Consider the following 25,581-nt stretch of genomic DNA (forward strand, 5'->3'; position numbering starts at 1 on the left):
CGCTCAGCCTTTCTTCTTGGCCCGGTTCAGACGCGCCTGCTTCGGGTCAATCTGAAGCGGGCGATAGAGCTCAACCCGATCACCTTCCCGCAATGGATGCGCGGACGGATCCTTGATCACCTTGCCAAAGATGCCCATGTCGGTGCCATCGGGATCGATTTCCGGGAAGATCCCAACAATGCCGGACAGCTTCACCGCCTCAAGTGCAGTCGTGCCCTGCGGCACCGTCACCGGCACGATTTCCTGCCGATCCGGACGAGCATAAGCCACTTCCACATGAGGCATTACGTCGCCCCCTGATACAGCTGGTCGGCCCGTTTGCAGAAGGCATCCACCATGGTCGCGGCGGCCTGATTGAACACCGTGCCAAACGCCATGCGCGACAGCGAACCCGTGAACTCGAATTCCAGCGTCAGGATCACCTTGCAGGCGTCGTCACTCAGCGGTTTGAAATGCCAGCGACCGGCCAGATTCCGGAACGGACCGTCCACCAGGTTCATCTCAATAACTTCAGGTTGCTGCAACTGATTGCGGGTGGTCAGAGTGTGGCGCACACCACCCTTGGCAATCTCCATCGACGCAGTAATTTCTTCGGCGTTCTGTTCATGGATCTCGGTGTTGGCACACCACGGCAGAAACTCCGGGTAACGGGCGACATCGTTTACCAGATGAAACATGCGCTCGGCCGAGTGCATGACAAGGGCTGTTTTATCGATCTGATGGGGCATGGAAACCGACGGTCCTGCTGGCAGACATTCAAAAGGTATACGTATAGCTAAACAGCTACGATTGATCAGACACTATGATAAAGGATCTCGCCGTCTTTGGGGGCATTTTCACCGGGTTCGGCTTCGTCCGCTGGCTCCTCTGCACCTGAGTCACCGGCAGGCAAAGCCTCCTCCGCCTGCTCACCAGCTGCACCAGCTGCACCAGGCTTACGCTCTGCCCCAGGAGCGGGTTCCTCCAGCAAAGATTCTTCACCGGGCTCAAGCAGCACGGTGGCAGGCTGACTACACCAGATGCCGTCGCTGCCGGATTCACACAGATTGGTCAGTGAAAAAGCGGTGTACTGAATGCCGATGTAGGCCACCACCACCGGCAGCACCAGGCGCATCACCCAGAACCAGATCCCGGCAAACAGCTTGGGCGCCTGACCCAGAATCTGGCTCGACAGACCGCGGGTAATGCGCCACCCGGTAAACACCGACACCAGGATGGCGACAGCTGGAATCAGGAGACCACCGGTAATCAGCTCCAACCAGCGAAACACCGTGGCACCGGCCATCCGGTCACTGGCCCAAACGTTGAATGACAACAACGACGCCAACCCCGCGAACCAGACCGCAAGACCAATAATCAGCGCCGACCAGCCCCGGGGCGCGCCGGTCCATTCACGGAACCAGCCCACCACCGGCTCCATCAGCGCCAGTGAGGTGGTCCAGACAATCATCACCGTGAGCAGAAAAACCACGGCAATCACGAACTGACTGATCGGGAACTCCGCCAGGGTCACCGGAAGCGATACGAACAACAGGCCAAAGCCGCGCTCACCGTCAAAACTGGTGCCACCCGTTGCCACCGAGAAAATCATCAAGCCGGCAACAATGGCCACCAGGGTATCCATGAGCACCACCGCCAGGATCGAACGCTTCAAGCGGGTGCCTGGTGCAGTGTAGGCACCGAAGATCGCCCACACCCCCATACCAAGGCCCAGAGTAAAGAAGGCGTGAAACAGCGCCGCCTTCACACTCGCGAAACTGACATCCTCGGGATGGGTAGCCAGAATGTGCTCAATGGCGCCATCGATCCGACCGTGCCAGACCGCCAGCGCAAACAACGCCACCATCAACAACAGGGCGCCAGGCACTACAACCCGCAGTGCGCGCTCAAGCCCGCTCGCCACCCCCTGGATCGAAACCCAGATCACCAACACCAGAAACAGCGCGTGCCAGCTCATGAACACCCGGTATTCCCGGGGATCGGACACCAGGCCGGCGAGAATCTGGGTGGCCCCTGCCTGGTCAATACCGGAGAACTTCCCCACAGCGCCATAGAACACGTAGGCCAGCGCAATGGAGCCAAATACCGCAGTGAACGACAACACCAGAAACGCCGCCAAGATGCCCAACCGGCCCACAATGAGCCAGGCATTGGACGCTTTGGCACTGCGGACAAAACCGTCCAGCGCCAGCACCAGACCATGACGGGAGTGCCGGCCCAAAGCTGCCTCCGTGACCATCAATGGCAAGGTCACCAGCAGCAGGCAAGCCAGGTAGATGAGGATAAAGAGCCCGCCACCGTGCAGGCTGGCAAGATAGGGAAACTGCCACAGGTTGGCGAGCCCGACAGTGGCACCCAACGCGGCCCAGAAAAACGTCGATTTGCGGGTAAAGGACCCGATGTGTGTCTGATACGGCGTAGGCATTCGCGCCCCTGTTAGATTCTGGCCTGACATTGTAGCTGATCGGCTCGCGCACGCACGACCAGACAAAGCCGATCGCGGCGATTTCGTGACCGGTCTGGCAGTCCTGAGCTACAATGGCCGTTTTGCCGGCGACCATACCGGCCAATTCGTTCATTCGTCCGACCCCGGATTAACTGATTCATGAGCAAGAAAAAGCCCGGAACGCCGAGCAGTACCATCGCCCTGAACAAAAAGGCGAAACACGAGTACCACATTGAGGAACGCTTCGAAGCCGGCCTGTCCCTGCTGGGTTGGGAGGTAAAATCCCTGCGTGCTGGCAAGGCACAGCTGGTGGACGCCTATGTGTTGCTGAAAAATGGCGAGGCCTGGCTGCTTGGGTCTCACATCATGCCGTTGAACACAGCCTCCACGCACGTGGTGGCCGACCCGACCCGCACCCGAAAGCTGCTGCTGCACGCCAAGGAAATTGCCAAGATCATTGGCAAGGTGAACCAGACCGGCCGCACCTGCATCCCGCTCGCCCTGTACTGGAAGAAGAACAAGGTGAAGTGCGAGATCGCCCTGGTGACCGGCAAGAAACAGTTCGACAAGCGGGCGACCGAGAAAGAACGCGACTGGAACCGCCAGAAGCAACGCATTCTGCGCGACGCCAACGCCTGAAGCCCCAGCCAGACTAGCCCTCTCCATACCTGTTGTCGGCCTCAAATGGCACATCAGGTATGTCGCGTCCGCACTCTCTTTGCACAGTTTTTAATCAGGCCTATACTCGGGGGTTCCCGAGGCCTTGCAAAGGGAGTGCAAATGTCTCTCACCCCCTCGAATACCCGAACACCCATGGCGGCCGTCGATCGCGCATGGCTGCGCATGGACAGCCCGGAAAATCCAATGATGGTCTGCAGCTTGTTGGTGCTGGACCGCCCGATTTCCGTGAATCATCTCAGACGCACGCTGGAAGAGCGGCTTCTGCGTTTCCGTCAGTTTCGCCAGAGGATAGTCGACACCGGCGACCGCGCGTACTGGCAGGATGACCCGTCCTTTGACCTGGACAACCACCTGCACACCGTTGCCCTGCCCGGCAAGGCAGACCAGGCCCAGCTGCAGAAACTGGTGGGCGACCTGAACAGCACCGCACTGGATTTCCGGCGGCCACTCTGGCAACTGCACTACATCGACAATTACCAGGGCGGCAGCGCACTGCTGATCCGTATCCATCACTGCATTGCCGATGGCATTTCGCTGGTGCGGGTGATGCTATCCCTGACCGACAAAACCCCGGAGCCGATGCTTCCGAAAGTTGCGGTGCGTTCGGCCGCGCCTGCGCCGAAACGATCATGGCTGCAATCGACGCTTCACCGGGCGGTGGACAACATTCAGGCCGCCACCTACCAGACCCAGCTGTTTATCCAGTCGGTTCGTGAAGATCCGAAATACCCGGCCAAACTGGCGTCCACCGCCGGCAGTGTCGCGCTCGATTTGCTCAAGCTCGGGCTCGCGCCGTTCGAGCCGGAGACCGGATTGCGACGCCCCCTGTGCGGGCGCAAACACGTCGCCTGGGCCAAACCGCTGGATCTGGACGAAGTTAAAGCCTGCGCCAAGGCCCTCGGCGGCACCGTGAACGATACTCTGATGTGTACCGCCACCGGGGCCCTGCAGCGCCACTTCGCCGCCCGTCGCGAAGATGTGCCCGAGTGCGGCCTGCGGGTTGCTGTGCCATTCAACCTGCGACCACTGAACCAGCCGATTGAAATCCTCGGCAACAAGTTCGGCCTGGTGCTGGTGAACCTGCCGGTGGAGGTTCAGGATCCGTTCATGTGTTTCCGGCAGGTGCAGGAAAACATGAACCGCCTGAAGCGCTCTTACCAGGCGCAGGTGACCTACAGCCTCCTTGATCTGTTTGGCCGTGGCCCCGACGCCCTGGAGCGCAGGGCCCTGGGTTTGCTGAGCAACAAGGCCTCCGCCGTGCTGACCAACGTGCCGGGCCCCAAGGAGCCGCTGTACATGGCCGGCGCCAAGGTCACCCAGCCGATGTTCTGGGTGCCCCAGAGCGGCTCAATCGGCATAGGCATGAGCATCTTCAGTTATGCCGGCACCGTGCAGTTCGGTATCACCGTGGACAAGAACATTCACGCCGATCCGGACGAGATCATGGCGTACTTCCAGGAAAGCTTTGAAGCCCTCAGCCACGTCGCCCTGGCTGGCCGGCGAGGCGCCATTGAACGCAAAGCGGGCTGAACGGATAGGCATAAGCACTTACCTCAAAACAGCGATGGCACGAAACAAACCTTGAAGTACGGCAAACCGGACACATATACTGTCGGTAAGGGGACGACATGGCTTCGACGCTGGTGGCGAACCCTTGAGTGCATGTCGAGATGGCAGCCAATCTCGTTAATCCAAAGCTGCAACGCAATAGTCGCAAACGACGAAAACTACGCACTAGCAGCGTAAGCTGCTAGTCGTCCTGACTGGGTCGCCCGTAGCCCAGAGCTACATCTCAGGACGTCATCGCTTACGGGATGCTCCGTTATCCAGAGCTCACTGGTTAACGGCTAAGATATAAAGAGATCGCTTCTTGCACCCTGACCTTCGGGTCGCTTGAAGTTAAATTAATAGAGGGACGCTATGCATGTAGACTCTCAAGGTTGAGTACTGGCGGACGCGGGTTCAATTCCCGCCGTCTCCACCAACTACCCAGAGAAAAGCCCCGTTTTCCGGGGCTTTTCTCGTTTCAGGGCATACCTTTCCGTTCGCCGAAGTTGGCGTCATACCGATTAAATAAATCCCAGTCATTGTATAGTTAAGGCTCCTGACCCACTCACCGCACCGGACCTTCTGCGATGGACCAGACCCAGCAACCCGCCAATCTGACCGACGTACTCCAGCGCCTGCGTGAGCACACCGAGGGCCAACAGCACATCTCCATTGGCGATCTACTGGCGGCGGTTGGCCAGCGCTCGTTCGGGCCGGTGGTGCTGATCGCAGGCCTGATCACCATCGCCCCGCTGATTGGTGATATTCCCGGCGTACCGACTTTGCTGGGCCTGGTGGTGCTGCTGACGCTGGGGCAACTGCTGTTCCAGCGCCAATCGGTGTGGATTCCGAATAAACTGTCTAACCGCCGCGTGGCCCGGGAAACTCTGATCAAGGGCCTGGACTGGATGCAGAAGCCGGCCTGCTTTGTGGACCGCTGGACTCGCCCACGGCTGACCTGGCTGGTACGGGGGCCCGGGCAGTACCTGATGGCGTTGATTTGCATGCTGGTGGCCGCGGCCATGCCGGCCATGGAGGTGGTGCCTTTTAGCGCCAACGGTGGTGCGCTGGCGCTGATGGTGTTCGGTATGGCCATGGTGGTGGAGGATGGCGTGCTGGCCTTGCTGGGCATGGCCATCACCGGCGGTACTTTGTGGGCGGTGATAATCGGGCTCATGGGATAGCACAAGCTGCCGATAACCAACTGAACGCTGGTCACCATTTGAAACAAAGCAGTTGAACCGGACACCCGGCCAATGCTGGTATTATTACGACATACCTATGGCTTGCCTACGCTCCGCGCTCAGCGGTACTACCAGCCAATACACCAGAGAACGCCCGTACTTGCGGGCTTTCGTCGCTTCGAGGATTCGGTTGTATGCTCACTAAAACGAAACAGGCCCAGAAATTACTGCTGTTTCGGTTGTCCGGTGACCGGTTATTCGGGATTGGCACCCTGAAGATTCGGGAAATCCTGCCGTTCATGCGTTTGAGCAAGCTGCCTCACAGTCACCACGCCGTTATTGGCACTGCGATGTTTCGTGGTTCTGCGGTGCCAGTCATCGACATGGCCGCTGCTGTGGGGCACCCCCCACTGACTCCGGACGAACAGGCCAAAGCATCCATCATCATTACCGACATCCAGCGCCAGGAAATCGGGTTTCTGGTGCGCGGCGTGAATCAGATCATCGAGGCCGACTGGAAACAGGTAATGCCGCCACCCAAGGCGCTGGGCGAACGAGCCTTCATCACCGGCCTACTGGACCGCGAAGGCGACATCATCCAGTTGCTGGATGTGGAGCTGTTGCTGGCGAAGGTGTATCCGGAATCCCTGCTTACCGAGGATGTGGCGCTCACCGATGTTCAGAGCGAAACCCTGAAGGCGCTGAACATCCTGCTGGTAGACGATTCCCAGGTGGCCCGTAAACAGCTGTCGGATGCCCTGGACAGCAAGGGCATTTCCTACCAGGTGACGTCTAACGGTGATGAAGCCTTACAGATTCTGCTGACCAACGATGAGCTGAACAAACCCATCGATATCCTGGTCAGCGATATCGAAATGCCTGGGCTGGATGGCTACGAACTGACGTTCAATCTCCGCGACAACGCAGCCGTGAAACAGCCCTACGTGATTCTCCACACCTCACTGAACAGTGAGATGAGCCTGAGCTACGCCAACCAGGTGGGCGCCAATGAGGCGCTCACCAAGTTCGATGCCAAAGAGCTGCTGCAGGCCATGTTGCGGGGCGCCGATCAGGCCCGGTAATCAGCCCTCGGCGGTCAGGCTTTCGCGCAGGTCGGCAAAGAACGCGTTGGTTTCAGCGCGAATCTCGTCCAGCTGAGCTTCCCAGTCATCTTTGTACCGATTGTAGGTTTGCGCACTCAGCTGGGTGAACCGCTCGCCAGTCTCGCCCAGGGTGCGGCTGGCCTGCGCTAGGGTCTCCATGGTGGGCTCTTCCAGTGACTTGACCTCTTTACTCAGGCTGCGGGAGGCCTGCTCCAGAATCACTCGGTCTTCAGGCGTTGCCTGCTCACCCTGCTCCAGCGCTTCGTTGATTGACTCCTGCAGTTTCTCGATGGCCTGCTGCATCAGTGCACCAAAGTCCTCAACGGCATCCCGGGTCTTGCGCTCTACTTCCGCCGAGTAAGCCTCAAAGTTGCGGGCAAACTCGTCCATGCTGGCTTCAATGTCGTCCGATGACGAGGAGAAGCTGCTAGAAAGTTTCTCGCCCAGCTTATTCAGTTCGCCCATGAGATTGCCGAACATTGATGGCCGTAGGAGCGCATCCTCAGTGCGGTCATAATCCACCTGCCAGGTCTCGGGCTCTTTGATCAGAAAGGTGATCAGCTCCTGGTGCTCACCTTCCTTACCGTATTCCGGCGGCAGCCGAGTGACTACAGAGGCTTCCTGCTCATCGATCACCACCCGACCGTAAGACGGTTCAATGCCGGTCCAGTCTTTGCGGAAACCATCAAAGTCATCGGGAGAGCTAAGAGTAGAGAATTCGGCGACGGCATCGGCGTTGTTTTCAGCGACGGCCTGCCAGAATGCTTCCGCCACTTGCTGGGGGGTTTCCGGTTTGCTGCAACCGGCCAACACCAACAGGGCTATGGCTGCGAACAGGCATCGGAACAGGGACTGGTTCATTCAGTGGCCTCCTAAATGGCTAAATAGTTGACTAGATAGCTGGCGAAATCAGGAGGCCATCATACAACGGCTACAGCCGGCAGGTCAGGTCGGCAAGTTCCTCATCAAACACCCGCCGGTTCTCGCTATAATCCACCGGCACGTCCACCAGGTGCACACCGCCATTCCCCAGCGCGGATTCCAACACCGGCCGCAAATCCTCGGTGCGGGTTACCCGGTGACCGGTGGCGCCATAGGCATCGGCGTATTTGACGAAATCCGGGTTTTGGTAGTCCAGGCCAAAGTCCTGAAAACCTTCCTGGGCCTGCTTCCACTTGATCATGCCGTAGGCGCTGTCGTTAATGATCAGCACCACCAGGTTGAGGTTCAGGCGAACGGCTGTCTCCACCTCCTGGCTGTTCATCATGAAGCCACCGTCGCCACAAATCGCCATGACCTTCTGATGCGGGTATAGCATGGCCGCCATCATGGCGCTGGGCAGGCCGGCGCCCATGGAGGCCAGGGCGTTGTCGAGCAGCACGGTGTTGTTGTCGTAAGCTGGATAATTGCGCGCAAACCACAGCTTGTACATGCCGTTATCGAGGGCAATGATGCCGTCGTCCGGCATTACCGCACGCACGTCGCTGACGATGCGCTGGGGAATGATCGGGAACCGGGGATCGTCGGCGCGATCCTTTAGATGTTCGTCCACTGCCGCTTTCACTTCCATGAACCAGGTGAAGTCGTGGCTGCCACAGTGGCCGCAGTGCTCGGCCATGTATTCCACGCTGTTGGCTATATCGCCCACCACCTCATGCTGGGGGAAATACACCGGATCTACATCGGCACCGCTGAAGTTCACGTGGATGACCTGCTTGCCGCCGGGTTTCATGAAGAACGGGGGCTTTTCGACCACATCATGGCCCACGTTAATCACCAGGTCGGCATGGTCGATGGCGCAGTGCACAAAATCGCCCGAGGAAAGCGCGGCATTGCCCAGATATCGGGGATGCCGTTCATCCACCACACCTTTGCCCATCTGGGTGGTGAAGAACGGAATGTTAGTCACGTTGACCAGGTGAATCAGCGCCTGCGACACCCGTTTCCGGTTCGCCCCCGCACCGATCATGATCAGCGGGTGCTTGGCCTGGCGCAGCATGTCGCAGGCCATCTCCAGGCTTTTGACACTGGCGGAGGGGCGCCTCGCATCACTGGGCTCAAAGATATGGGTGTCCGAATCCGGTTGCTCGTCGGCGATGTCTTCGGGTAATTCCAGATGCACTGCGCCGGGCCTCTCCTCCAACGCCAGCCGGAAGGCCTCTCGAACTTTCGCAGGAATGGTGTTGGCGTTGCTGATCTGACGGGTGTACTTGGTCAGCGGACGCATCAGATCCACCACATCGAGGATCTGGAACAGGCCCTGCTTTGACGATTTGATCGGCTTCTGGCCTGAGATCATCATCATGGGCATACCACCAAGCTGGGCATAAGCGGCGGCGGTTACCAGATTGGTGGCACCCGGGCCCAGGGTGGAGAGACACACGCCAACCCGACCGGTCAGCCGTCCATAGGTGGCGGCCATGAAGCCGGCGGCCTGTTCGTGGCGGTTCAGTACCAGCTGGATATTGGATTTCCGCAATGCTTCCAACAAAGCAAGGTTCTCTTCCCCCGGCACACCAAAGAGGTACCGCACTCCTTCGTTCTCCAGGGCGCGGATGAACAGCTCAGCCCCGTTGCGCGCCTCCGTGGTTAGCTCCGTTGTCATCGTTGTCCCTTTTGTTTGTCGCCGGTGTCACAGCCTTAATCTATGACGTACGTGGAGAATGCCTGGGAAGTGCACAGGAGGCGCACAAATTACTGAGTCAGCGGCGGCTGCGCCTGCAGAGCATCGGCAGGCAACCGATCTTCGCCCCAGCTGCGGTGAACCCCGGCAACCACCCGCTGCAGTTCGTCGTCGCCGACATCTGCAGGTTCGCCCCGCTCCAGCGGATCGTAATGGAAGATATACAGCCGGGACGTGAACTGCTCAAACGGCAGCGACGACTCGCCAAATCGCTCACCACAACCGGCAGTACTAACACGCACTTCGTCACCCCAGTTCTGACCACTGTCGTTATTGGGGTTAAAGAAATAGACCCGCATCAGGCCTTCCGGGTCCAGTGCCACCCGCAGAATGGTGATGGCGTGCCAGCCGATAAAACGTGCGGCACTGTCGGTCACAGCCACACCGGCGGGCTGGGGGTGAATCAGCGGCTGATTGCCGTTGTAGTAGGGGTGGTAGCTGGCGTAGAAGTGCCGGATGAAGCCCTCGAGGTCATCGAGCTTACCGGTGGCCACGTCCACGTTGATGGCGAAGCCCCGGCCGGCGGACCAGCCATGGAATTCAGGGTTTACCCACCGGTGCGGATCGCCCTCCCGGCCGCCCACCATACGTCCCATTTCAGCGTAGATTCGGTCCAGGTGCGGCACCACCACCAGCGACACCGGATCGAGATCCAGCGTCACCTCAGAGGCAACACCACCACGACTGTGCGCCGAGGACACCGGTTTGCCTTCGAAGTGCATGATGATTTCGTTATCCCGCGCGGCCCAGGCCACCATCTGCAACAGATAGTCCGGATCGTTGTAGGCCCACATGGACAGCGCCCGTGCCGATTGGCAGGTCGGGTTGTTGCCCTGCCCTACACCCAACGGCTGACCGAGCATGTTCAATACGCCCTGCACCAGCCAGGCACCCGGCTGAGGGTGGTAGCCGTACGCCAATTGCAAGCGCTCGCGGGCGTCCGGGCACAGCGACAATCGAGCCTGGCGCCACAGCGCCGGCGCGACCGGAGGCTGGTACAGAATACCCCGCTCCAGCATCAACGCCAGACCGTAAAGGCCCTGGGCGGTTTCCGGATACACGCCCTCGCGAATCAGCGTGCATACCAGCTCCCGATAACACAGCAGGCAATCCCGCCCGGTGCTCGACAAGCCCAGGGCTTCGGTCAGCAGGGCGTCCTGGTCGTCCAGGATGAAGCGAACGAAGCTGGCGTGGTAAGGCGACACCAGACCGGTGTCGTGCATAGCACGAGCAAAGCCCGTGGCCTCATTCTGCAAGGCCTGGGCATCCATGGACTCCAGGCGCTGCTCGTATACGACGGTCCCCGGATCCTCGCTGCAGGCGCGAGTTGGCCCCCAGAGACTGGAAATTAATCGATCGGCACCCCGGCCGGCCCCGCCCAGGTCAGCGTGGGGATCGGCCCGACAGATGGCGATCTGGGTGATCATTTTACGCACGTCGGAAACCTGGATCGGACGCTGTTGAAGAATGCGCCAGATTTCCTCGATCAGACTATCGATCACATGTTCGTAGCCAATGTGGTGGGCAACGTACTGCACCACCGATTGGCTGATCTGCGACAACTTACCCTGCTCTCGCTCCGCTTCGCCGACCATACCAAACAGCAGGCCAAGATTAATGGCCAACACTTGCGTGAGGTAGTGGTGAGCCTGTTCGGCGGAGACCGACGGATGCAGGTAAAAGCCCCTGGCAACCGCCAGCAAACGCAGTTCGCTGAAAGCCTCGATAACCACCGTGTCGGCGTTCTGGCTCTGCAGCGAATGCGTTGTGAGAGTAGGGAGAAGAATGCCGGGTTCGGCCCAGTCAGTGCCCAGGTAAACGCCCGCCAATTCCAGACGCTCCGCGCGCTCTTCGATAACTCGGCAGCCTTCCGGCTGCATCAATACCCGACGGGCAATATCGAACACGCGCGGGAGTTTGCCGGCCTTGGCAAAAGGCCGGCTTTCCTCCAGTACCTGGATTGCGTCATCCAGTTTTTGCACCAGTTTGTCAAAATTGACGACTGGCACTGCGCTGCCCGGTTGGTGATCGTTCAAACGACGTTCCTCAGGGCCTGCACCAAACCCGTTTGTAGTTAATGCTTCTCCGGATTATACATAGAAATCGAGTTCTTCCTGATGTTTCAGCAGATCCCGCATGGTGTAGGGATCGTCACCGAAGAAGTACACCAGACCCCAGTGGGTGCCGAAGGCAGTCCGCTTGGTCACGGTTTCTTCCAGCGGCGGCGTCAGCTCGTGCGACTCGAAATACTCGTGGTTTTCGGTCTCCTCGGGAATCTCCAGCTTGCTGACCACCCGGCGACGCGGGTAAACACCAAAGCAACCTGCATAACCCTTGGCATCGACCACTTCTTTCGGGAAGAACGCTTTGACTTCCTCGGCCGTGGTCTTCGGATCGAAGGTCATGATCAACCCCTGGTAGGCGTTGAAGCCATAGGCGCGCTCAAGCAACTCAAAAACTTTGAACCCCGGTGGACGATAAGCCACCTCGCCAAAGTACATGGTGCTGTCGCTGGTCACGAAATATTCCGGGTGAATGAAGCCAAAATCGATGTCGAAGGTCTTGATCAGCTTCTCGATTTCGCCCCGGATCTGGTCACGGTATTTCTCAAGGTCCGGTGTCGCCGGTACGAACACGGAGTAACCCAGGGTGACGTACTCGGAGATGTTCAGGAACGCGATCTTGCCGTTGTGAATCCAGGCCTCAACCGCAAATTCCCAGCCATCAAGGTGCGATTCCATCAACACCGGAAATTCTTCTTCCGGAATGGTGTCGACTTCATCGGGGGTACGAATAACCCGGTGGCCAAGGCAACCCGCCTTATCGAAGGCTTTGAGGTGAATCGGGTCGTTGGGGTCACCGTCCAGTTTGAGCAGGGTCTGGTTGACCCGCTTCAGGAAACGAATGACGTCGCCCTTGTCGTGCGCCTCTTCGAAGATACCCACTCGGATACCACCAAGTTGGGCGCGGCGCTTCATCAGGGCCTTGTCACGCAGAAGCATGGCCTGACCAAACAACTTGGGCTTGTCCATGAGTACGGAGTTGATCGCACCCGCCCATTCGACGGTTTCCTCAAACAGTGGGATGGACACGTCTACGCCCATCTCTTTCAGAGTCTGGGCAATTTCGACGGAGCGATCGTTCAAGCGTTCGAAATTCCAGGGCACGTAGGGGATATCGTGCTCTTTGCAATAAGCCTCAGCCCAGTCCGGAGCGACAACCACGTAGCGTCGGTCAAACTTGTCCGCGGCCTCAATGGCATTCAAACTCCAACCGAGGAGTGCAATATACCCCTTATCCGGATTGTACTTTTGCTCGCTCATAGGCTCTCTCCTTTGCGTGGGGTGTTCTCTAACACTACGCTTTACTTGGGAAATCGCAAATCAGACCACCGGTGAAGCACACAAAAACAAAGGGGCCGCTGGTTTGTATTCCAGCGGCCCCAGTGTCTGAGCGGTTTTAATACTGTTTGGGTATATCAGCCCAGTTTTAAGGTCGTAAGCGTTCTCTCACGCACTTTGGTCAGTAATTGCTCATCTTCGACCAGCGACTCGCCATAGGATGGAACCAACTGGCGCATCCGCCCTTGCCATTCTTCCGTCTTCAGGCTCTCCGGGAAGCAACGCTCCAGTACCGTCAGCATGGCGTTGGCCGCGGTGGACGCACCCGGTGAGGCGCCCAGCAAAGCCGCCAGTGTGCCGTCTTTCGCCGCCACGATTTCGGTACCAAATTCCAGCTTGCCACCGCCGCCATCAACCTGCTTGATGATCTGCACGCGTTGGCCCGCCATTTTCAGCTCCCAGTCTTCCTCACGGGCCTCCGGGAAGAAATTGCGCAGCGAGGCAACCCGATCGCCGTGGGACTGGAACACTTCGCCAATCAGGTAGCGGGTCAGGTCCATGTTGCTCTTGCTCACCGACAGCATCGGGCGCAGGTTGGTGGGCTTGACCGAGCCGAACAGATCAAACAACGAGCCCTGCTTCAGGAAACGGGTGGTGAAACCGGCAAAGGGCCCGAACAGCAGAGCCGGTTCGCCGTTAATAATTCGGGTATCCAGGTGCGGAACCGACATGGGCGGTGCACCGATCGGCGCCTTGCCGTACACCTTGGAGTGATGTTGCTCAACGATGTCCGGTTTGCGGCACACCAGCCACTGGCCACTGACCGGAAAGCCGCCGTAACCGCGCGCCTCTTCAATACCGGATTTCTGTAGCATCGGCAGTGCACCACCGCCGGCACCCAGGAAGACGAAACCAGCTTCCAGCTTGGTCAGTTCGCCGGTTTTCTGATTCCGTACCCGCACTTTCCAGCGGCCGTTATCACGCTGGTCGATGTAGTGCACCGGACTGCTCAGCATCAGCTCGAAGTTGGGCTGGCTTTGCAGGTATTCCACCATACTCCGGGTCAGAGACCCGAAGTCGACATCGGCACCGTGCTTGATCCGGGTGGCGGCAACCCGCTCCATCGGATCCCGGTGCTTGACCACCAGAGGCATCCACTCTTCCAGATCGTCCGGGGACTCGGTGTACTCCATCTCCCGGAACAGATGATGGGCACTCAAGCGCTCGAACCGGCGCTTCAGGAAGGCCACATCCTTCTCGCCCCAGACAAAGCTCTGGTGCGGGGTGCGATTGATGAAGGTTTGGGGATCGGGCAGCATGCCCTGCTCCACCAGATACGACCAGAACTGCAGCGATACTTCGAACTGGGCGTTGATCTTGAGAGCCCGATCGATGGACACATCGCCGTCGTCGGTTTCCGGGGTGTAGTTCAGCTCGCAGTACCCGGCATGCCCGGTACCTGCGTTGTTCCATCCGTCCGTGCTCTCATGGGCAACGTGATCAAGACGCTCCACCATGACGATGTCCAGGGACGGATCGAGCTGCCTGAGCATCATGCCGAGGGTGGCGCTCATGACGCCACCGCCGACCAGCACTACGTCTGCCTGTCTAACGGCCATTGCTTTATACCCTAACTAGTATTGAGCCTGTGTACTCTCCCACGATCAGCAGGAAAGCCTGTCGAAAGCCGACCGGGCACTTGGTAAAAGGCGCCGCTGTGTGCTTCCGGATATAAACGTGGCGCAATTATCCCGATTTTTTCGGGAAGAATAAATTGCGATTGTCATTCGATGCACTTCGCACAGGCCTTTGGCCTTGCTGACGCCACCGCCATTTACTACCTAAGGGCAGTGGCTCGCTCCCGGCCGAGGGTCTAAACTCCGGCCTCAAACACGACGGTTAAGGCCAACGGCGGCCTGTATACCTCAGTATCGAAACGGGACGTGCCATGCCTGCCCTAGAAGCTGTTCTGATCGGTCTTGCTGTTCTCGCGTTGCTCGGCGTTATTTTCGAAGAAGTTACGCACGTCAACAAAGCCAAGGTGACGCTATTTTTTGGCACCCTGAGCTGGATTCTTCTATTTCTTACGAGCGAAAGCGAGGGTGAGACTTCCGCGATTTCGACCGGTTTAGCCGAGAGTATTGCCGAGATTGCGGGTCTTTGGCTGTTCCTGGTCGCGGCCATGACATTCGTCGCCTACCTGAACAAGAAAGGGATGATCGAAAACCTGATCTATCTGATCATGCCGAAGCAGGTCAGCGAGCGGAAGCTGTTATTTTTGACCGGACTGTTCTGTTTTATCTTCTCCTCTTTGGCAGACAATATCACCGCTACGTTAGTCTCATGCTCACTCATCCTGTCGCTTGACCTGGAGCTGAAAAAACGCCTGCAGTTCGTCACGCTGGTGGTGTTCGCAGTCAACTCCGGCGGCGTCTCCCTGATCACCGGCGACGTTACCACGCTGATGATATTTCTTGCTGACAAGGTGGAAATACTCACCCTGCTGACACTCGCCATCCCGGCCTCCATCACCGTGTTTGTGCTGGCGGTGTTCCTGTCCCGGGGGCTGACCGGAACCGTCACCCTGCGTGCTACCAGGAACGAAATCCGCCCGGTGGACGCGGTAATCAGTGCGCTGTTCCTGTTAACAATCCTGTGCACCATCGCCGGCAATGCCCTGTACGGGGTTCCGCCGGTGCTGACCTTCCTGTTCGGGCTGTCGGTCATGTTTCTGATTTCCCGGTTCATGAGTAACGACTCCGACATGGACCCGATTCTCGAGTACATCCGTATCATCGAGTTTGAAACACTGCTGTTCTTCCTCGGCATTCTGCTTCTGGTGGGCATGCTCAAGGAAATTCACGCGCTCGACTCCCTGGTTGCCATCTACGATGTGCTTCCACCGCTATACGCCAATTACCTGATGGGCATCTTCTCGGCGGTAATCGACAACGTGCCGCTGACGGCCGCGCTCTTGAAGTCGGGTATCGGGATGACGCCGGGCGAGTGGATGGGCCTGACCTACGCCGTGGGCGTGGGCGGTTCGCTGCTGATCATCGGCTCGGCGGCCGGTATTGTCGCCATGACCAAGATTCCGGGGCTGACCTTTGGGGCCTACATGCGGTATCTTGCGCACCTTCTGGCCGCCTACACCCTGGGTTATGCCGGTGTGTTCATGCTCGGACGTTTTATTAACTGAGGTTTTTCTATGCTAATGGCAATGGGCGCAATCGTCGCCGGTTTGATCCTGCTGGTCTGGAGCGCCGACAAGTTTGTCGAAGGCGCCGCGGCGACCGCCAAACATCTGGGCATGCCCACGCTGCTGATCGGGATGGTGATTATCGGCTTTGGCACCTCGGCACCGGAACTGGCCGTGTCGGCGATGGCGGCGGCAGACGGCAACCCGGGGTTGGCCCTGGGTAACGGTTACGGCTCTAACATCACCAACATCGCCCTGATCGTCGGCCTGACCGCCGTCATCGCGCCTATTGCTGTGCATTCCCAGGTCATCCGCAAGGAACTGCCACTGCTGCTGGTACTGACCCTGATTGCCGGTGCACAGTTGATAGACGGCCAGCTGACGCGGCTGGACGGTTGGGTTCTGCTGGCGGTGTTTGCCGGTGTGATGGGCTGGTCCATTTACCAGGGGCTTCAGGGCAAGGAAGATCCACTGGGCGGCGACACCGACGCCGAGATGATTGCCCACCCCATGCCCCTGAAAACCGCCGTGATCTGGGTGGTGGTAGGCCTGATTCTGCTGGTGGTAAGTTCACGGCTGCTGGTCTGGGGTGCAGTCACCATTGCCCAGGCCCTGGGCGTCAGCGATCTGGTGATTGGCCTGACCATTGTGGCCATCGGCACCTCACTACCGGAACTGGCCTCTGCCATGGCCGCGATCAAAAAGAACGAGCACGACCTCATTCTGGGCAACATCCTTGGCTCCGGTATTTTCAATACCCTGGCAGTCGTTGGCCTGGCCGCCGTAATCGAACCCCTGAAAGTCGATCCGGAGGTGCTATACCGGGACTGGACCCTGATGCTGGCATTGACGATGGGGCTGTTGCTGATGGGTTATTACGGCATCACCGGCAAACGCAAGCTCATTACCCGGGGCGAAGGTTCGGTGCTGTTGCTGGTCTACGTTGCTTACACCGGCTATCTGTTCTCGACCGTGGTGGCTGCGTCCGGGGCCTGACCGGTCATCCCTAACCCGAGAACCCAGGCGGGACCGACTCATTCGGCCTCGCCGTCTCCCAGCAGTTCTTCCAGCCTGAGCCGAACCTCGGCCATTACCTCTTCCAGCTCCGCCTTGGTCTTGCCCGCGGTTTCCAGCGGCTGACCCACACGCACGTCCACCGGTTGCCCCAGATTGATCTGCCAACTCCGGGCCGGCAGCACCTGATGGATGCCGCGAATGGCCACCGGCACGATCACCGCTTCGGTATCCAGCGCCAGATGGAAACAGCCTTTCTTGAACGGCAACAGCTTACCATCCGGCGAGCGGGTGCCCTCGGGTGCGGCCCACAACACAATCCCGCTCTCCATCATGGCGCGGGCGTGCTCCAGATCCTTTACCGCCCTCTCGCGATTGGACCGGTCCACTGACGGAAATTCTGCCGCCTGCATGGCCTGGCCCAACAGCGGGATCTTGAACAGTTCTTTTTTAGCGAGCATTCGAATGGAGCCCGGCAGCGAGACAAAGCTGGCGGGAATGTCGTAGTGGCTGGCGTGGGTACACATGATGATGTAGCGCCGGCCGTCACCGAAATCCGGGACGTGACCGCGCACGGTTAAACTGGCACGTACCAGCCTGAGCAGGGCCGCTGACCACTCCCGGCAATACTGATCGACAATCTGACGATGCAAGCGCCCGTACAGGGCGCGCAGCAGAATAAGCAGGGAGTAGAGTGCAGTCAGCCCGACGCTACCGAGAACCACACCGACCCGTCTCAGCAGGGTTGCCGACTCGGTCAGTGGGTTCAGTTTCAATCGAATCATCGATGCTGCGCCGTTACTGGTTTTCCTGGAATACCATGGCAACAGAGTTCAGGCAGTAGCGCTTGCCGGTCGGTGGCGGGCCATCCGGGAATACGTGCCCCAAGTGGCTGTCGCAACGCGGGCAGCGGATTTCAGTACGGGCCATGCCCATGCTGGTGTCTTCCAGATAGCGGATGTGCTCGGGATCGAATGGCTGGAAAAAGCTCGGCCATCCCGTTCCGGAATCGAATTTCGAGTCCGAGCTGAACAGCGGCAGATCACACAGGCGGCAGTAATAAGCGCCCGCTTTTTTATTATCCAGCAGAGTTCCGCAGAACGGATGCTCAGTGCCATGGTCCAGCAGCACCTTGCGCTCTTCAGGTGTCAGATCGGCGGCTTTTTCTTCAACTTCCGCTGGTGTCAGCGGTGTCAGGTCATATCCTGCTGCAGAAACGCCCATGTATGCCTCCTCAGGCCGTGTTGTCGTCAGAAGGGCCGGAGCCGTCGTCGGAATATTCCGGTTTCAGGCGATCGCCGTAGTTGCTCACCAACTTTTCCATCTTCGGTGCGGCTACCGCCATGATGTATGGCTGGTAGGGGTTCCGGGCCGCAAAGTTCTGATGGTAAGCCTCGGCAGGGTAAAACGCCTCAAGCGGCTCCAGTGTCGTTACGATCGGATCGGGGTACACGCCAGCGGCGCCGAGCTGACGAATGTAAGCCTCGGCCACCTGCCTCTGCTCCGGCGTCTCGTAAAAGATGGCGGAACGGTACTGAGTCCCCCGATCGTTGCCCTGGCGGTTAAGCTGGGTCGGATCGTGTGCGACCGAAAAGAATACCTTAAGCAGCTCGCCAAAACTGACTTTTGACGGCGTGTAGTGGATATCCACAACCTCGGCGTGACCGGTGGTACCACTGCAAGTAGCCTCATAAGTGGCGGTTTCGGCGCTGCCGCCGGAATACCCGGATTTCACTTCGGTGACACCGTCCATGGCCTTAAACACCGCCTCGACGCACCAGAAGCAACCGCCGGCCAGGACCAGCCGCGCTTCGTCGGCAGTTTGGGGGAGATCCTGCTCGGGATCAGGAAAACGGCTTCGGGGCACATTCAGCCCGGGGATATCACAGGAATTGACCATGGCGTCCTCAACTCTCAAATTTGGGTGTGGGTAAGGCACATGTAATGCCCTGAATTGTGGCTGTTACGCTGGCGATTTGCCAACGGCCCAGTGCTTTTTTACAAACATGAACATTGCCGGGTTTTGGTTGCATCCGTGCCGCAGGCAACCATACTGACAAGCAGGGTTTGCCACATCGCGATCTGACAATCGCCCGTTCGGCATATCAAGGACAGAGACATGACGGCAAGGGCTCGGACACCGAAAAACCAGGACGAACTTCTGGAGTACCGACTGAGTCTCCGGCTCGGCCCTGTGCATGCGCGCCAGCGGTTGGGAATCGAGCGGGAATACGAGGCCCAGGTGTTCGGCCAGGGTTCCAGCTTTCATCTGGAAAATGTTACCGCAGCGCCCGGCCTGATCAGTTTCTGCCTGAAACTGGCTTTCCTGTTCCGGCGCGGACAAGCCAACAGCCGCCGACTGGACACCGCGCACAATCGTTTCATCCTGCCCACCTTGCCAGCCGCCTTCGAAGGCTTTCGCATCCTGCACCTGACCGATCTTCACGTCGATATGGACGAGGCCAACCTGCAGGCTGTGCTCAAGAAGATTGAGCCCCTGGAATACGATCTATGCGTGCTTACCGGTGATTATCGCAAGCTTACCTGGGGCCCGGTGGACGGGGCCCTGGACGGCATGTCCCGATTACGGGATGCCATTCGCGGCGAAGCCTACGCGGTTCTGGGCAATCACGACAGCATCCGCATGGTGCCAGGCCTGGAGGACATGGGCTACGTGCTGCTGATGAATGAGATGCTGCCGGTGGAGCACAAGGGCGAAAAAATCTATCTGGCCGGTGTTGATGACGCGCACTACTACAAAGTGCACAACCTACACCGGGCCGGCGATGATATCCCCATCGACGGGGTCAGCGTTCTGCTCAGCCACACCCCGGAAATTTGGCGTGAGGCTGCGCACGCCGGCTACGATGTGTTTTTGTGCGGCCACACCCACGGTGGACAGATCTGCCTGCCCGGCGGCATTCCGGTCACCCTGGATTCCGACTGCCCGCGCCACCTCGGACGGGGCTTCTGGCAGGCCAACGGCATGCAGGGCTATACCTCGCCGGGATCGGGAACCTCGGTGGTCAATGTCAGACTGAACTGCCCGCCGGAGGTGACCATCCACACCCTCACCCGTGGTCCTCAGTAGGCGAAGCGTGGTCCTCCGTAGGCTAAGAAGGGGACACCAATCAGTGGGGATGGCGCCGGATACCCAGGCGGTACAACAGCGGCGACAACAGGATGTTGGACAGCGTGAACAGCACGACGATTAAAGCCGCGCTCCACCAGCCGATTGGCAGCCAGAACACCGCCAGCACCATCGGCAACGCCGACTCCGGCACCTGGTCCAGGCCAAGAGCCCGGGCACTTGATGCCATACCCATGCGGCGTTTATAAAAGCTACTGAGCAAATCGCCCCACAATGCCAGTATCCCGAACAATAGCCCGAACATCAGGCCAAGCCCGATCACTGACGAAAACAGGGCGCAGCACGCCACTCCTGAGATCAATCCCCGCCAGGTTTTGCTCGGGCCAAGGATAGGGCGCCCGTCCGACCACAGCCTCCCGCCATCCACCGGCGCGGCCCACCGCCGTTTCAGAATACGCGCAACCACCACCGGCATACCGTTGGCCAGCACCAGCATCACGAACAGCACCAGTGATAGCAGCAAGTACTTCTACTCCTTTGTCTGCCAGGCTCCACGGACTAGCCCGTGGAGCATTTCTCCCTCAGGCCAGGCCGCCGCGGGTCAGTTTCAGCGGATCCAGCAATTGCTCCAGTCGTTGGCGACTCAAACCGCTGCGCTCCTCCGCCACGTCAATCACCGGACGCCCATCGCGATAGGCTTCCTTGGCGATGTCGGCAGCCAGGCTGTAGCCGATCTCCGGATTCAGCGCAGTGACCAGTACTGGATTGCGACCAACCCCCTCATTCAGGGTCTCGGTGTTCACTGTGAAATCTTTGATCGCCTTATCCGCCAGCAGCTTCGCGGCATTGCTCAACAGTTCCACCATGTCGAGGAGGTTACCTGCCACCAGCGGCAACATCACATTGAGCTGAAAATTTCCCGACTGCCCGGCCATCGCCACGGCGCTGTCGAGCCCCATCACCTGGGTACCTACCATGGCAACGGACTCGGGAATCACCGGATTGACCTTACCAGGCATAATGCTGCTGCCCGGTTGCAGCGCCGGCAGGCTGATTTCGGCCAAGCCATGAATCGGACCGCTGTTCATCCAGCGCAGATCGTTGGCGATCTTAATCAGTACAATGGCGGCGCCTCGCAACTGGGACGACAACGCCACCGGGCCGTCGATCGCGCTCTGACCAACAAACTTATGCTCCATGGCACTGAAGCCATAACCGGTGTTGTGCTGCAGGAACTTGACGAACTGCTCGGCAAACTCCGGTGCCGCATTAACACCGGTACCCACGGCAGTGCCGCCCTGGGGCACTGACAGTAATTCATTGGCTGCCTGCTCCACCCGAGTCTGGGATGCCACCAACTGCTCCCGCCAGGTGCGCAGCTCCTGGCCCAGAGTAACCGGCATGGCATCCATCAGGTGGGTACGGCCAGTCTTTACCTGGTTTGAGAACAGCGACTCGCGCTCATAGATGACACCTTCGAGGTGGCTCAGAGCCGGGATCAGTCGCTCCTTCACTGCCACCACCGCACTGACATGAATGGCCGTAGGTATCACGTCGTTGGAACTCTGGCTCATATTGACGTGATCGTTGGGGTGCACATCCACCACACCTTTTTTGCAAAGGGCAGCAATTACCTCGTTGACGTTCATGTTAGTGCTGGTGCCGGAACCGGTCTGATAACGGTCGATCGGGAACTGATCGTCAACCTCACCGTCCAGTATCCGTTCACAGGCCTCAGCAATGGCGTCGCGGCGGGTGGCATCCAGCAAGCCCAGGCTGGTGTTGGCCTCGGCGGCCGCCCGCTTGATCTGGGCCACCGCGGCGATGAACGTGTGCGGCAGTGGCTGGCCACTGACCGGGAAATTCTCGATTGCGCGCTGGGTCTGGGCGCCCCAAAGCGCCTGTGCCGGTACCTTGATATCACCCAGGCTGTCTGTTTCCGTTCGATGTTCGCTCATTTTGCCTCCCGTTCGTCCATTTCCACGTGCAATCACAAGCGTTTACGGTCGCCGGCTTACTCCGTATCAGTGGGCATTCGATCGCAGCCGCACGTGATCACAGATGCCAGTGACCTGTTCAAAATTCAAGATCAGGGTGTGTACGGTATTGGTGTAGGTGTCGTGCAGATGGAACTTGAACCGCTGCTGTTGCTCGCCCTGCAGGAAAGCATCGTACTCGCGCACCAGCTCCCGCACGTCGCCGCCTTCGTTCTTGCTCCAGGTTGCATTAAACGGCCCCAGAACGGCGCCACCCGCCAGGCAGATGGTGACTTCGTGGTTGTTCAATCCGGATTCAGCATTGCTCATTAGGCGGATCCTCCTCTCCTCAGCACTGATGAGGTAAGTGTAGACCCTGCTGCAAAGCCTGAAGGCTCAGACCGGTGGAAATAACAGACTGGTGAGCAGCGCTCTGAGGCGATTCGGTTTAACCGGTTTATTGAGCATTGGTAGCTGCTGTTCGCGCAACATGCGTCGGGTTTCATCACTCTGGTCAGCGGTGATCACCGCGGCAGGCACCGTGTGCCCAAGTGCTTGACGCACCAGGGCAGCAGCCTCGCAACCGGTACGATCGTCATCAAGATGAAAGTCCGCCAGAACAACGTGCGGCACGATTTCTTCCGCCAGTATCTCAATCGCCTCTTCCGCGCTGGCGACAGCTACCACCTGACAACCCCAGCCGCGCAACAGCAAGGCCATACTCTCCAGAACCGCGGAATCGTTATCGATAACCAGGATACAAGCGTCTGCGAGACTGTCAAATGCGGTCGTAAAAGCGCTCCACGTAGTTTCATGGGCGCTTTGAACCTCGGACTCCGAAGGCAAGGTCACAACGAAGCGCGATCCTCTTCCAGGGCGAGACGACACGCTGATCTGATAGCCGAGAATTCGAACCATCCGATCAACAATTGCCAACCCCAGACCAACGCCCTGGCGTCCGCCCGCACCTTTCGGCAGTAGCTGGTGAAACTCGGTGAAAATCTCCTCAAGTTTACCTTCCTCAATGCCCACTCCGGTATCGCAGATCTGGATCTGGACACTGCCCTGGTGCCGTCGCACAGCGAGCACTACGCCGCCTGCCCGGGTGTACCGGAAAGCATTGCTCAGCAGGTTGCGGACTATTCGAGTCAGCATTCTTGCGTCAGTGCTTACCGTCAGGGGAATCAGGCGGGACCGAAACGCCAGCCCGGCATTGGCAGCGACAGCTTCAAACTCCTCGCCCAATCCCTTCAACAGGGTCTGCAAATCGGTGGGCACCAAGTCCGGCAACATTGCCTGCTGATCCAGCTTGGAGATGTCCAGCAGATCCGAAAGCAGTTCTTCAGCCCCTTCCAGAGCCCGGTGAATCTGATGCACTGTGCGGCTCTGGCCAGCAGGTAACGGCTGATCCTGCAGAGCAGAAATCATCAGCCGAGCAGCGTTAAGTGGTTGCATCAAATCATGGCTGGCAGCGGCCAGATATTTGTCTTTGCTCCGGTTCGCCTCTTTCGCCGCATCAACGGCCACCATCAGCTCTTCCTCCACCCGCTCCCGCTCTTCAATCTGATGATGCAGGCCGACGTTAGCACTCTGCAGTGCCTGGGTGCGCTCTTGAACCCTGCGTTCCAGGTTCTGGTTCAACTGCTCCAGTTTCTGTCGGGCCTGAAACCGCTCGGTGATATCCGCCACAAAAGCCTCCACCACTTCCGGACCCAGGTCCGGACGGCGCAACAGGGTTATGGCCACAGGAACGGGCGTATGATCGGCCCGCTGTAGCATGGTTTCGCGGGCACTCAGACTGCCCTGGTCCAGCAATTCCTGGCGGATATGATCGAACTCGGCGGCCTTGCAGAACAATTGTTCCCGCAACCGGATAACCTTCTGACTAAGCTGCTCTGGGCTGTCGTACCCACAGATGCGGGCCATGGCCGGATTACAGGCGAGAAAACCTCCCCGTAGATTGGCCTGGAAGATGCCATGAAGGGCATTCTCGAACAGCCATTTGTACCGGTTTCGTTCTTGCTCGAGTTCTTCGATGCGATCCTGCAGCGCAGGGTAATAGTTCTTGCGGACAGACTGACTGCCCAGCCCCAGTAGATCGCCGATTCCATAGCCGCTGTCCGGTTGATCAGAGGGCTTCTTCATAGACGACCTGAACGTCCCGCAACGAGGATTTTCGCGGATTGGTGAGAATGCAGGGGTCCTGCAGAGCGTATCCCGAAAGGTAGGGAATATCAGAAGTGCTAACACCCAGTTGGGCCAGCCGGGCTTCCAGCCCAACCTGTTTTTTCAGCTCAATAATCCGCGCCATGAGACGTTTCTTGATGTCTCGATGACTCATGCCCCGGGTATCAATATTCATCGCCTCCGCCACTAACCGGAAACGGTCCTCGGCCGAGCGATAGTTATACGCCACCACATGTTCCAGCAGCAGGGCATTGCACAGGCCGTGGGGCAAATCCAAATAACCGCCCAGGCTGTGCGACATGGCGTGCACCGCACCCAGGATGGCGTTGGAGAATGCCAACCCGGCCTGCATTGAGGCCAGCATGATCTGCTCACGCAGGTAGGCATCGGCGGTGTTACTCACCAGGGGTTCAAGGTTACGGTTGATCAGCCGGATTGCTTCCAGCGCGTGGGTGTCAGTCAATGGCCCGCTACCGGTGGAAACAAATGCCTCGATCGCATGCACCAGCGCATCAACACCGGTGCAAGCGGTCAGATAGGCATCCATGGTCTCGGTCACTTCGGGATCAATCAGGGATACGTCCGGCACCACGGCCTTGCTGATGATGGAAAATTTGAAGCGGCGATTGGGGTCGGAAATAATGGCAAATTGGGAGACGTCTGCGGAGGTTCCGGCGGTCGTGGGAATAAGGATCAGCGGCGGCGATGGGTTGCTGATGGTGTCCACCCCCTCGAACTCAAGGATGTGGCGACCGTGAGTCGCTACGATGCCAATCCCCTTGGCGCAATCCATTGGACTGCCGCCGCCAATCGCCACGATAACGTCACAGTCGCTGGACTTGTATAGCTCAGCTCCCGCCATCACTTCATCGACTTTCGGATTGGGTGACACGCCGGTGAAGAGGGTTGATCGAATACCGGCCTCCGTCAGCAGGGTCACGATCTGCCCAACCCAGCCCGCTGCGGCAACACCCGGATCTGACACCAGCAAAACATGGCGGGCGCCAAAATTACTAGCAAAGTTGGCGACCGAACGTCGTGACCCGGCACCGAAAACAATTTCCGGTGACACAAATTTCCGCAAGGCCGAAATGTCGTGACTCATGAAGGCTACGCTCTATCGGTTGT

At 58.7% G+C, this 25,581-nt stretch carries 23 protein-coding genes and 1 other RNA gene; 8 read left to right on the forward strand and 16 right to left on the reverse strand.

All coding sequences use genetic code 11. The features are described from left to right. Positions 1-3 precede the first annotated feature (3 nt). From QUE89_RS14810 to QUE89_RS14820, 3 genes are all read right to left on the reverse strand, one after another. Positions 4-285: an RnfH family protein gene (locus QUE89_RS14810; protein ID WP_286220817.1), complete on the reverse strand. Its 282-nt coding sequence runs from the start codon at positions 283-285 to the stop codon at positions 4-6. After that, positions 285-728, reverse strand: coding sequence for a type II toxin-antitoxin system RatA family toxin (locus tag QUE89_RS14815; RefSeq protein ID WP_286220818.1), 444 nt, complete (start codon positions 726-728; stop codon positions 285-287). Before QUE89_RS14815 ends, QUE89_RS14810 begins: the two co-directional genes overlap by 1 nt. 65 nt (positions 729-793) lie before the next feature. Further along, positions 794-2,425 carry a sodium-dependent transporter gene (locus QUE89_RS14820; RefSeq protein ID WP_286220819.1) on the reverse strand — a complete coding sequence of 544 codons (1,632 nt, stop codon included), beginning with the start codon at positions 2,423-2,425 and terminating at the stop codon, positions 794-796. A gap of 180 nt (positions 2,426-2,605) precedes the next feature. On the opposite strand from QUE89_RS14820, the gene smpB reads away from it, so the two are divergent. The 5 genes from smpB to QUE89_RS14845 all read left to right on the forward strand — a co-directional run bounded on the left by smpB (position 2,606) and on the right by QUE89_RS14845 (position 6,941). Further along, on the forward strand, positions 2,606-3,085 hold the full coding sequence (gene smpB / locus QUE89_RS14825) for an SsrA-binding protein SmpB (RefSeq protein WP_041339082.1): 480 nt from the start codon (positions 2,606-2,608) through the stop codon (positions 3,083-3,085). Between the two features lie 204 nt (positions 3,086-3,289). After that, positions 3,290-4,657 carry a WS/DGAT/MGAT family O-acyltransferase gene (locus tag QUE89_RS14830; protein ID WP_286222912.1) on the forward strand — a complete coding sequence of 456 codons (1,368 nt, stop codon included), beginning with the start codon at positions 3,290-3,292 and terminating at the stop codon, positions 4,655-4,657. A gap of 89 nt (positions 4,658-4,746) precedes the next feature. Continuing rightward, positions 4,747-5,111, forward strand: a transfer-messenger RNA (tmRNA) gene (ssrA, locus tag QUE89_RS14835). A gap of 151 nt (positions 5,112-5,262) precedes the next feature. Continuing rightward, positions 5,263-5,859: an exopolysaccharide biosynthesis protein gene (locus QUE89_RS14840; protein WP_286220820.1), complete on the forward strand. Its 597-nt coding sequence runs from the start codon at positions 5,263-5,265 to the stop codon at positions 5,857-5,859. 194 nt (positions 5,860-6,053) lie between these two features. Next, positions 6,054-6,941: a chemotaxis protein gene (locus QUE89_RS14845; protein WP_286220821.1), complete on the forward strand. Its 888-nt coding sequence runs from the start codon at positions 6,054-6,056 to the stop codon at positions 6,939-6,941. Here QUE89_RS14845 and QUE89_RS14850 read toward each other — a convergent pair whose 3' ends face one another. The 5 genes from QUE89_RS14850 to mqo form a co-directional block, all read right to left on the reverse strand. Next, positions 6,942-7,823 carry an SNARE domain-containing protein gene (locus tag QUE89_RS14850; RefSeq protein ID WP_286220822.1) on the reverse strand — a complete coding sequence of 294 codons (882 nt, stop codon included), beginning with the start codon at positions 7,821-7,823 and terminating at the stop codon, positions 6,942-6,944. A gap of 70 nt (positions 7,824-7,893) precedes the next feature. Then, the gene (locus QUE89_RS14855; RefSeq protein WP_286220823.1) at positions 7,894-9,567 is read right to left on the reverse strand and encodes an acetolactate synthase large subunit; all 1,674 of its coding nucleotides are present in this window, start codon (positions 9,565-9,567) and stop codon (positions 7,894-7,896) included. A gap of 89 nt (positions 9,568-9,656) precedes the next feature. Continuing rightward, entirely contained in the window at positions 9,657-11,681 is a 2,025-nt protein-coding gene (locus QUE89_RS14860; RefSeq protein WP_286220824.1) for a hypothetical protein, read from the reverse strand. Between the two features lie 54 nt (positions 11,682-11,735). Beyond that, the gene (locus QUE89_RS14865; protein ID WP_286220825.1) at positions 11,736-12,968 is read right to left on the reverse strand and encodes an ATP-grasp domain-containing protein; all 1,233 of its coding nucleotides are present in this window, start codon (positions 12,966-12,968) and stop codon (positions 11,736-11,738) included. A gap of 155 nt (positions 12,969-13,123) precedes the next feature. Continuing rightward, positions 13,124-14,605: a malate dehydrogenase (quinone) gene (gene mqo, locus QUE89_RS14870; RefSeq protein ID WP_286220826.1), complete on the reverse strand. Its 1,482-nt coding sequence runs from the start codon at positions 14,603-14,605 to the stop codon at positions 13,124-13,126. A gap of 329 nt (positions 14,606-14,934) precedes the next feature. On the opposite strand from mqo, the gene nhaD reads away from it, so the two are divergent. Then, a complete protein-coding gene (nhaD, locus tag QUE89_RS14875; RefSeq protein ID WP_286220827.1) occupies positions 14,935-16,185 on the forward strand; it encodes a sodium:proton antiporter NhaD in 1,251 nt (416 codons plus the stop codon). 9 nt (positions 16,186-16,194) lie between these two features. Continuing rightward, positions 16,195-17,181 carry a calcium/sodium antiporter gene (locus QUE89_RS14880; RefSeq protein WP_286220828.1) on the forward strand — a complete coding sequence of 329 codons (987 nt, stop codon included), beginning with the start codon at positions 16,195-16,197 and terminating at the stop codon, positions 17,179-17,181. 38 nt (positions 17,182-17,219) lie between these two features. Here the strand turns inward: QUE89_RS14880 and QUE89_RS14885 are convergent, their stop codons facing one another. Genes QUE89_RS14885 through msrA form a run of 3 tightly spaced genes read right to left on the reverse strand, consistent with a single transcriptional unit; the run spans position 17,220 to position 19,099 of the window. Further along, positions 17,220-17,984: a lysophospholipid acyltransferase family protein gene (locus tag QUE89_RS14885; RefSeq protein WP_286220829.1), complete on the reverse strand. Its 765-nt coding sequence runs from the start codon at positions 17,982-17,984 to the stop codon at positions 17,220-17,222. 13 nt (positions 17,985-17,997) lie between these two features. After that, on the reverse strand, positions 17,998-18,423 hold the full coding sequence (gene msrB / locus QUE89_RS14890; protein WP_286220830.1) for a peptide-methionine (R)-S-oxide reductase MsrB: 426 nt from the start codon (positions 18,421-18,423) through the stop codon (positions 17,998-18,000). 10 nt (positions 18,424-18,433) lie between these two features. Further along, the gene (msrA, locus tag QUE89_RS14895; protein WP_286220831.1) at positions 18,434-19,099 is read right to left on the reverse strand and encodes a peptide-methionine (S)-S-oxide reductase MsrA; all 666 of its coding nucleotides are present in this window, start codon (positions 19,097-19,099) and stop codon (positions 18,434-18,436) included. Between the two features lie 219 nt (positions 19,100-19,318). Here msrA and QUE89_RS14900 point away from each other — a divergent pair, with 219 nt between their 5' ends. Next, positions 19,319-20,290, forward strand: a complete 972-nt coding sequence (locus tag QUE89_RS14900; protein ID WP_286220832.1) for a metallophosphoesterase — start codon at positions 19,319-19,321, stop codon at positions 20,288-20,290. 40 nt (positions 20,291-20,330) lie between these two features. Here the strand turns inward: QUE89_RS14900 and QUE89_RS14905 are convergent, their stop codons facing one another. The 5 genes from QUE89_RS14905 to ercA all read right to left on the reverse strand — a co-directional run bounded on the left by QUE89_RS14905 (position 20,331) and on the right by ercA (position 25,558). Further along, on the reverse strand, positions 20,331-20,813 hold the full coding sequence (locus QUE89_RS14905; RefSeq protein ID WP_286220833.1) for a CDP-archaeol synthase: 483 nt from the start codon (positions 20,811-20,813) through the stop codon (positions 20,331-20,333). A gap of 58 nt (positions 20,814-20,871) precedes the next feature. Continuing rightward, on the reverse strand, positions 20,872-22,248 hold the full coding sequence (locus QUE89_RS14910) for a class II fumarate hydratase (protein WP_286220834.1): 1,377 nt from the start codon (positions 22,246-22,248) through the stop codon (positions 20,872-20,874). Positions 22,249-22,314: 66 nt separating this feature from the next. Continuing rightward, positions 22,315-22,596 carry a hypothetical protein gene (locus QUE89_RS14915; RefSeq protein ID WP_286220835.1) on the reverse strand — a complete coding sequence of 94 codons (282 nt, stop codon included), beginning with the start codon at positions 22,594-22,596 and terminating at the stop codon, positions 22,315-22,317. A 66-nt stretch (positions 22,597-22,662) separates the two neighbouring features. Next, positions 22,663-24,411, reverse strand: a complete 1,749-nt coding sequence (locus QUE89_RS14920) for a PAS domain-containing hybrid sensor histidine kinase/response regulator (protein WP_286220836.1) — start codon at positions 24,409-24,411, stop codon at positions 22,663-22,665. Next, positions 24,395-25,558: an alcohol dehydrogenase-like regulatory protein ErcA gene (gene ercA, locus QUE89_RS14925; RefSeq protein WP_286220837.1), complete on the reverse strand. Its 1,164-nt coding sequence runs from the start codon at positions 25,556-25,558 to the stop codon at positions 24,395-24,397. The genes QUE89_RS14920 and ercA overlap by 17 nt, the downstream gene beginning before the upstream one ends. Between the last annotated feature and the right edge of the window lie 23 nt (positions 25,559-25,581).

Source organism: Marinobacter sp. LA51 (genome assembly GCF_030297175.1).
GTDB lineage: Bacteria > Pseudomonadota > Gammaproteobacteria > Pseudomonadales > Oleiphilaceae > Marinobacter > Marinobacter apostichopi.

Bases quoted from the DNA above. Each gene is read 5' to 3' on its own strand.
- QUE89_RS14810 (WP_286220817.1), bottom strand. From the start codon at position 285: ATGCCTCATGTGGAAGTGGCTTATGCTCGTCCGGATCGGCAGGAAATC.
- QUE89_RS14815 (WP_286220818.1), bottom strand. From the start codon at position 728: ATGCCCCATCAGATCGATAAAACAGCCCTTGTCATGCACTCGGCCGAG.
- QUE89_RS14820 (WP_286220819.1), bottom strand. From the start codon at position 2,425: ATGCCTACGCCGTATCAGACACACATCGGGTCCTTTACCCGCAAATCG.
- smpB (WP_041339082.1), top strand. From the start codon at position 2,606: ATGAGCAAGAAAAAGCCCGGAACGCCGAGCAGTACCATCGCCCTGAAC.
- QUE89_RS14830 (WP_286222912.1), top strand. From the start codon at position 3,290: ATGGACAGCCCGGAAAATCCAATGATGGTCTGCAGCTTGTTGGTGCTG.
- QUE89_RS14840 (WP_286220820.1), top strand. From the start codon at position 5,263: ATGGACCAGACCCAGCAACCCGCCAATCTGACCGACGTACTCCAGCGC.
- QUE89_RS14845 (WP_286220821.1), top strand. From the start codon at position 6,054: ATGCTCACTAAAACGAAACAGGCCCAGAAATTACTGCTGTTTCGGTTG.
- QUE89_RS14850 (WP_286220822.1), bottom strand. From the start codon at position 7,823: ATGAACCAGTCCCTGTTCCGATGCCTGTTCGCAGCCATAGCCCTGTTG.
- QUE89_RS14855 (WP_286220823.1), bottom strand. From the start codon at position 9,567: ATGACAACGGAGCTAACCACGGAGGCGCGCAACGGGGCTGAGCTGTTC.
- QUE89_RS14865 (WP_286220825.1), bottom strand. From the start codon at position 12,968: ATGAGCGAGCAAAAGTACAATCCGGATAAGGGGTATATTGCACTCCTC.
- mqo (WP_286220826.1), bottom strand. From the start codon at position 14,605: ATGGCCGTTAGACAGGCAGACGTAGTGCTGGTCGGCGGTGGCGTCATG.
- nhaD (WP_286220827.1), top strand. From the start codon at position 14,935: ATGCCTGCCCTAGAAGCTGTTCTGATCGGTCTTGCTGTTCTCGCGTTG.
- QUE89_RS14880 (WP_286220828.1), top strand. From the start codon at position 16,195: ATGCTAATGGCAATGGGCGCAATCGTCGCCGGTTTGATCCTGCTGGTC.
- QUE89_RS14885 (WP_286220829.1), bottom strand. From the start codon at position 17,984: ATGATTCGATTGAAACTGAACCCACTGACCGAGTCGGCAACCCTGCTG.
- msrB (WP_286220830.1), bottom strand. From the start codon at position 18,423: ATGGGCGTTTCTGCAGCAGGATATGACCTGACACCGCTGACACCAGCG.
- msrA (WP_286220831.1), bottom strand. From the start codon at position 19,099: ATGGTCAATTCCTGTGATATCCCCGGGCTGAATGTGCCCCGAAGCCGT.
- QUE89_RS14900 (WP_286220832.1), top strand. From the start codon at position 19,319: ATGACGGCAAGGGCTCGGACACCGAAAAACCAGGACGAACTTCTGGAG.
- QUE89_RS14910 (WP_286220834.1), bottom strand. From the start codon at position 22,248: ATGAGCGAACATCGAACGGAAACAGACAGCCTGGGTGATATCAAGGTA.
- QUE89_RS14915 (WP_286220835.1), bottom strand. From the start codon at position 22,596: ATGAGCAATGCTGAATCCGGATTGAACAACCACGAAGTCACCATCTGC.
- QUE89_RS14920 (WP_286220836.1), bottom strand. From the start codon at position 24,411: ATGAAGAAGCCCTCTGATCAACCGGACAGCGGCTATGGAATCGGCGAT.
- ercA (WP_286220837.1), bottom strand. From the start codon at position 25,558: ATGAGTCACGACATTTCGGCCTTGCGGAAATTTGTGTCACCGGAAATT.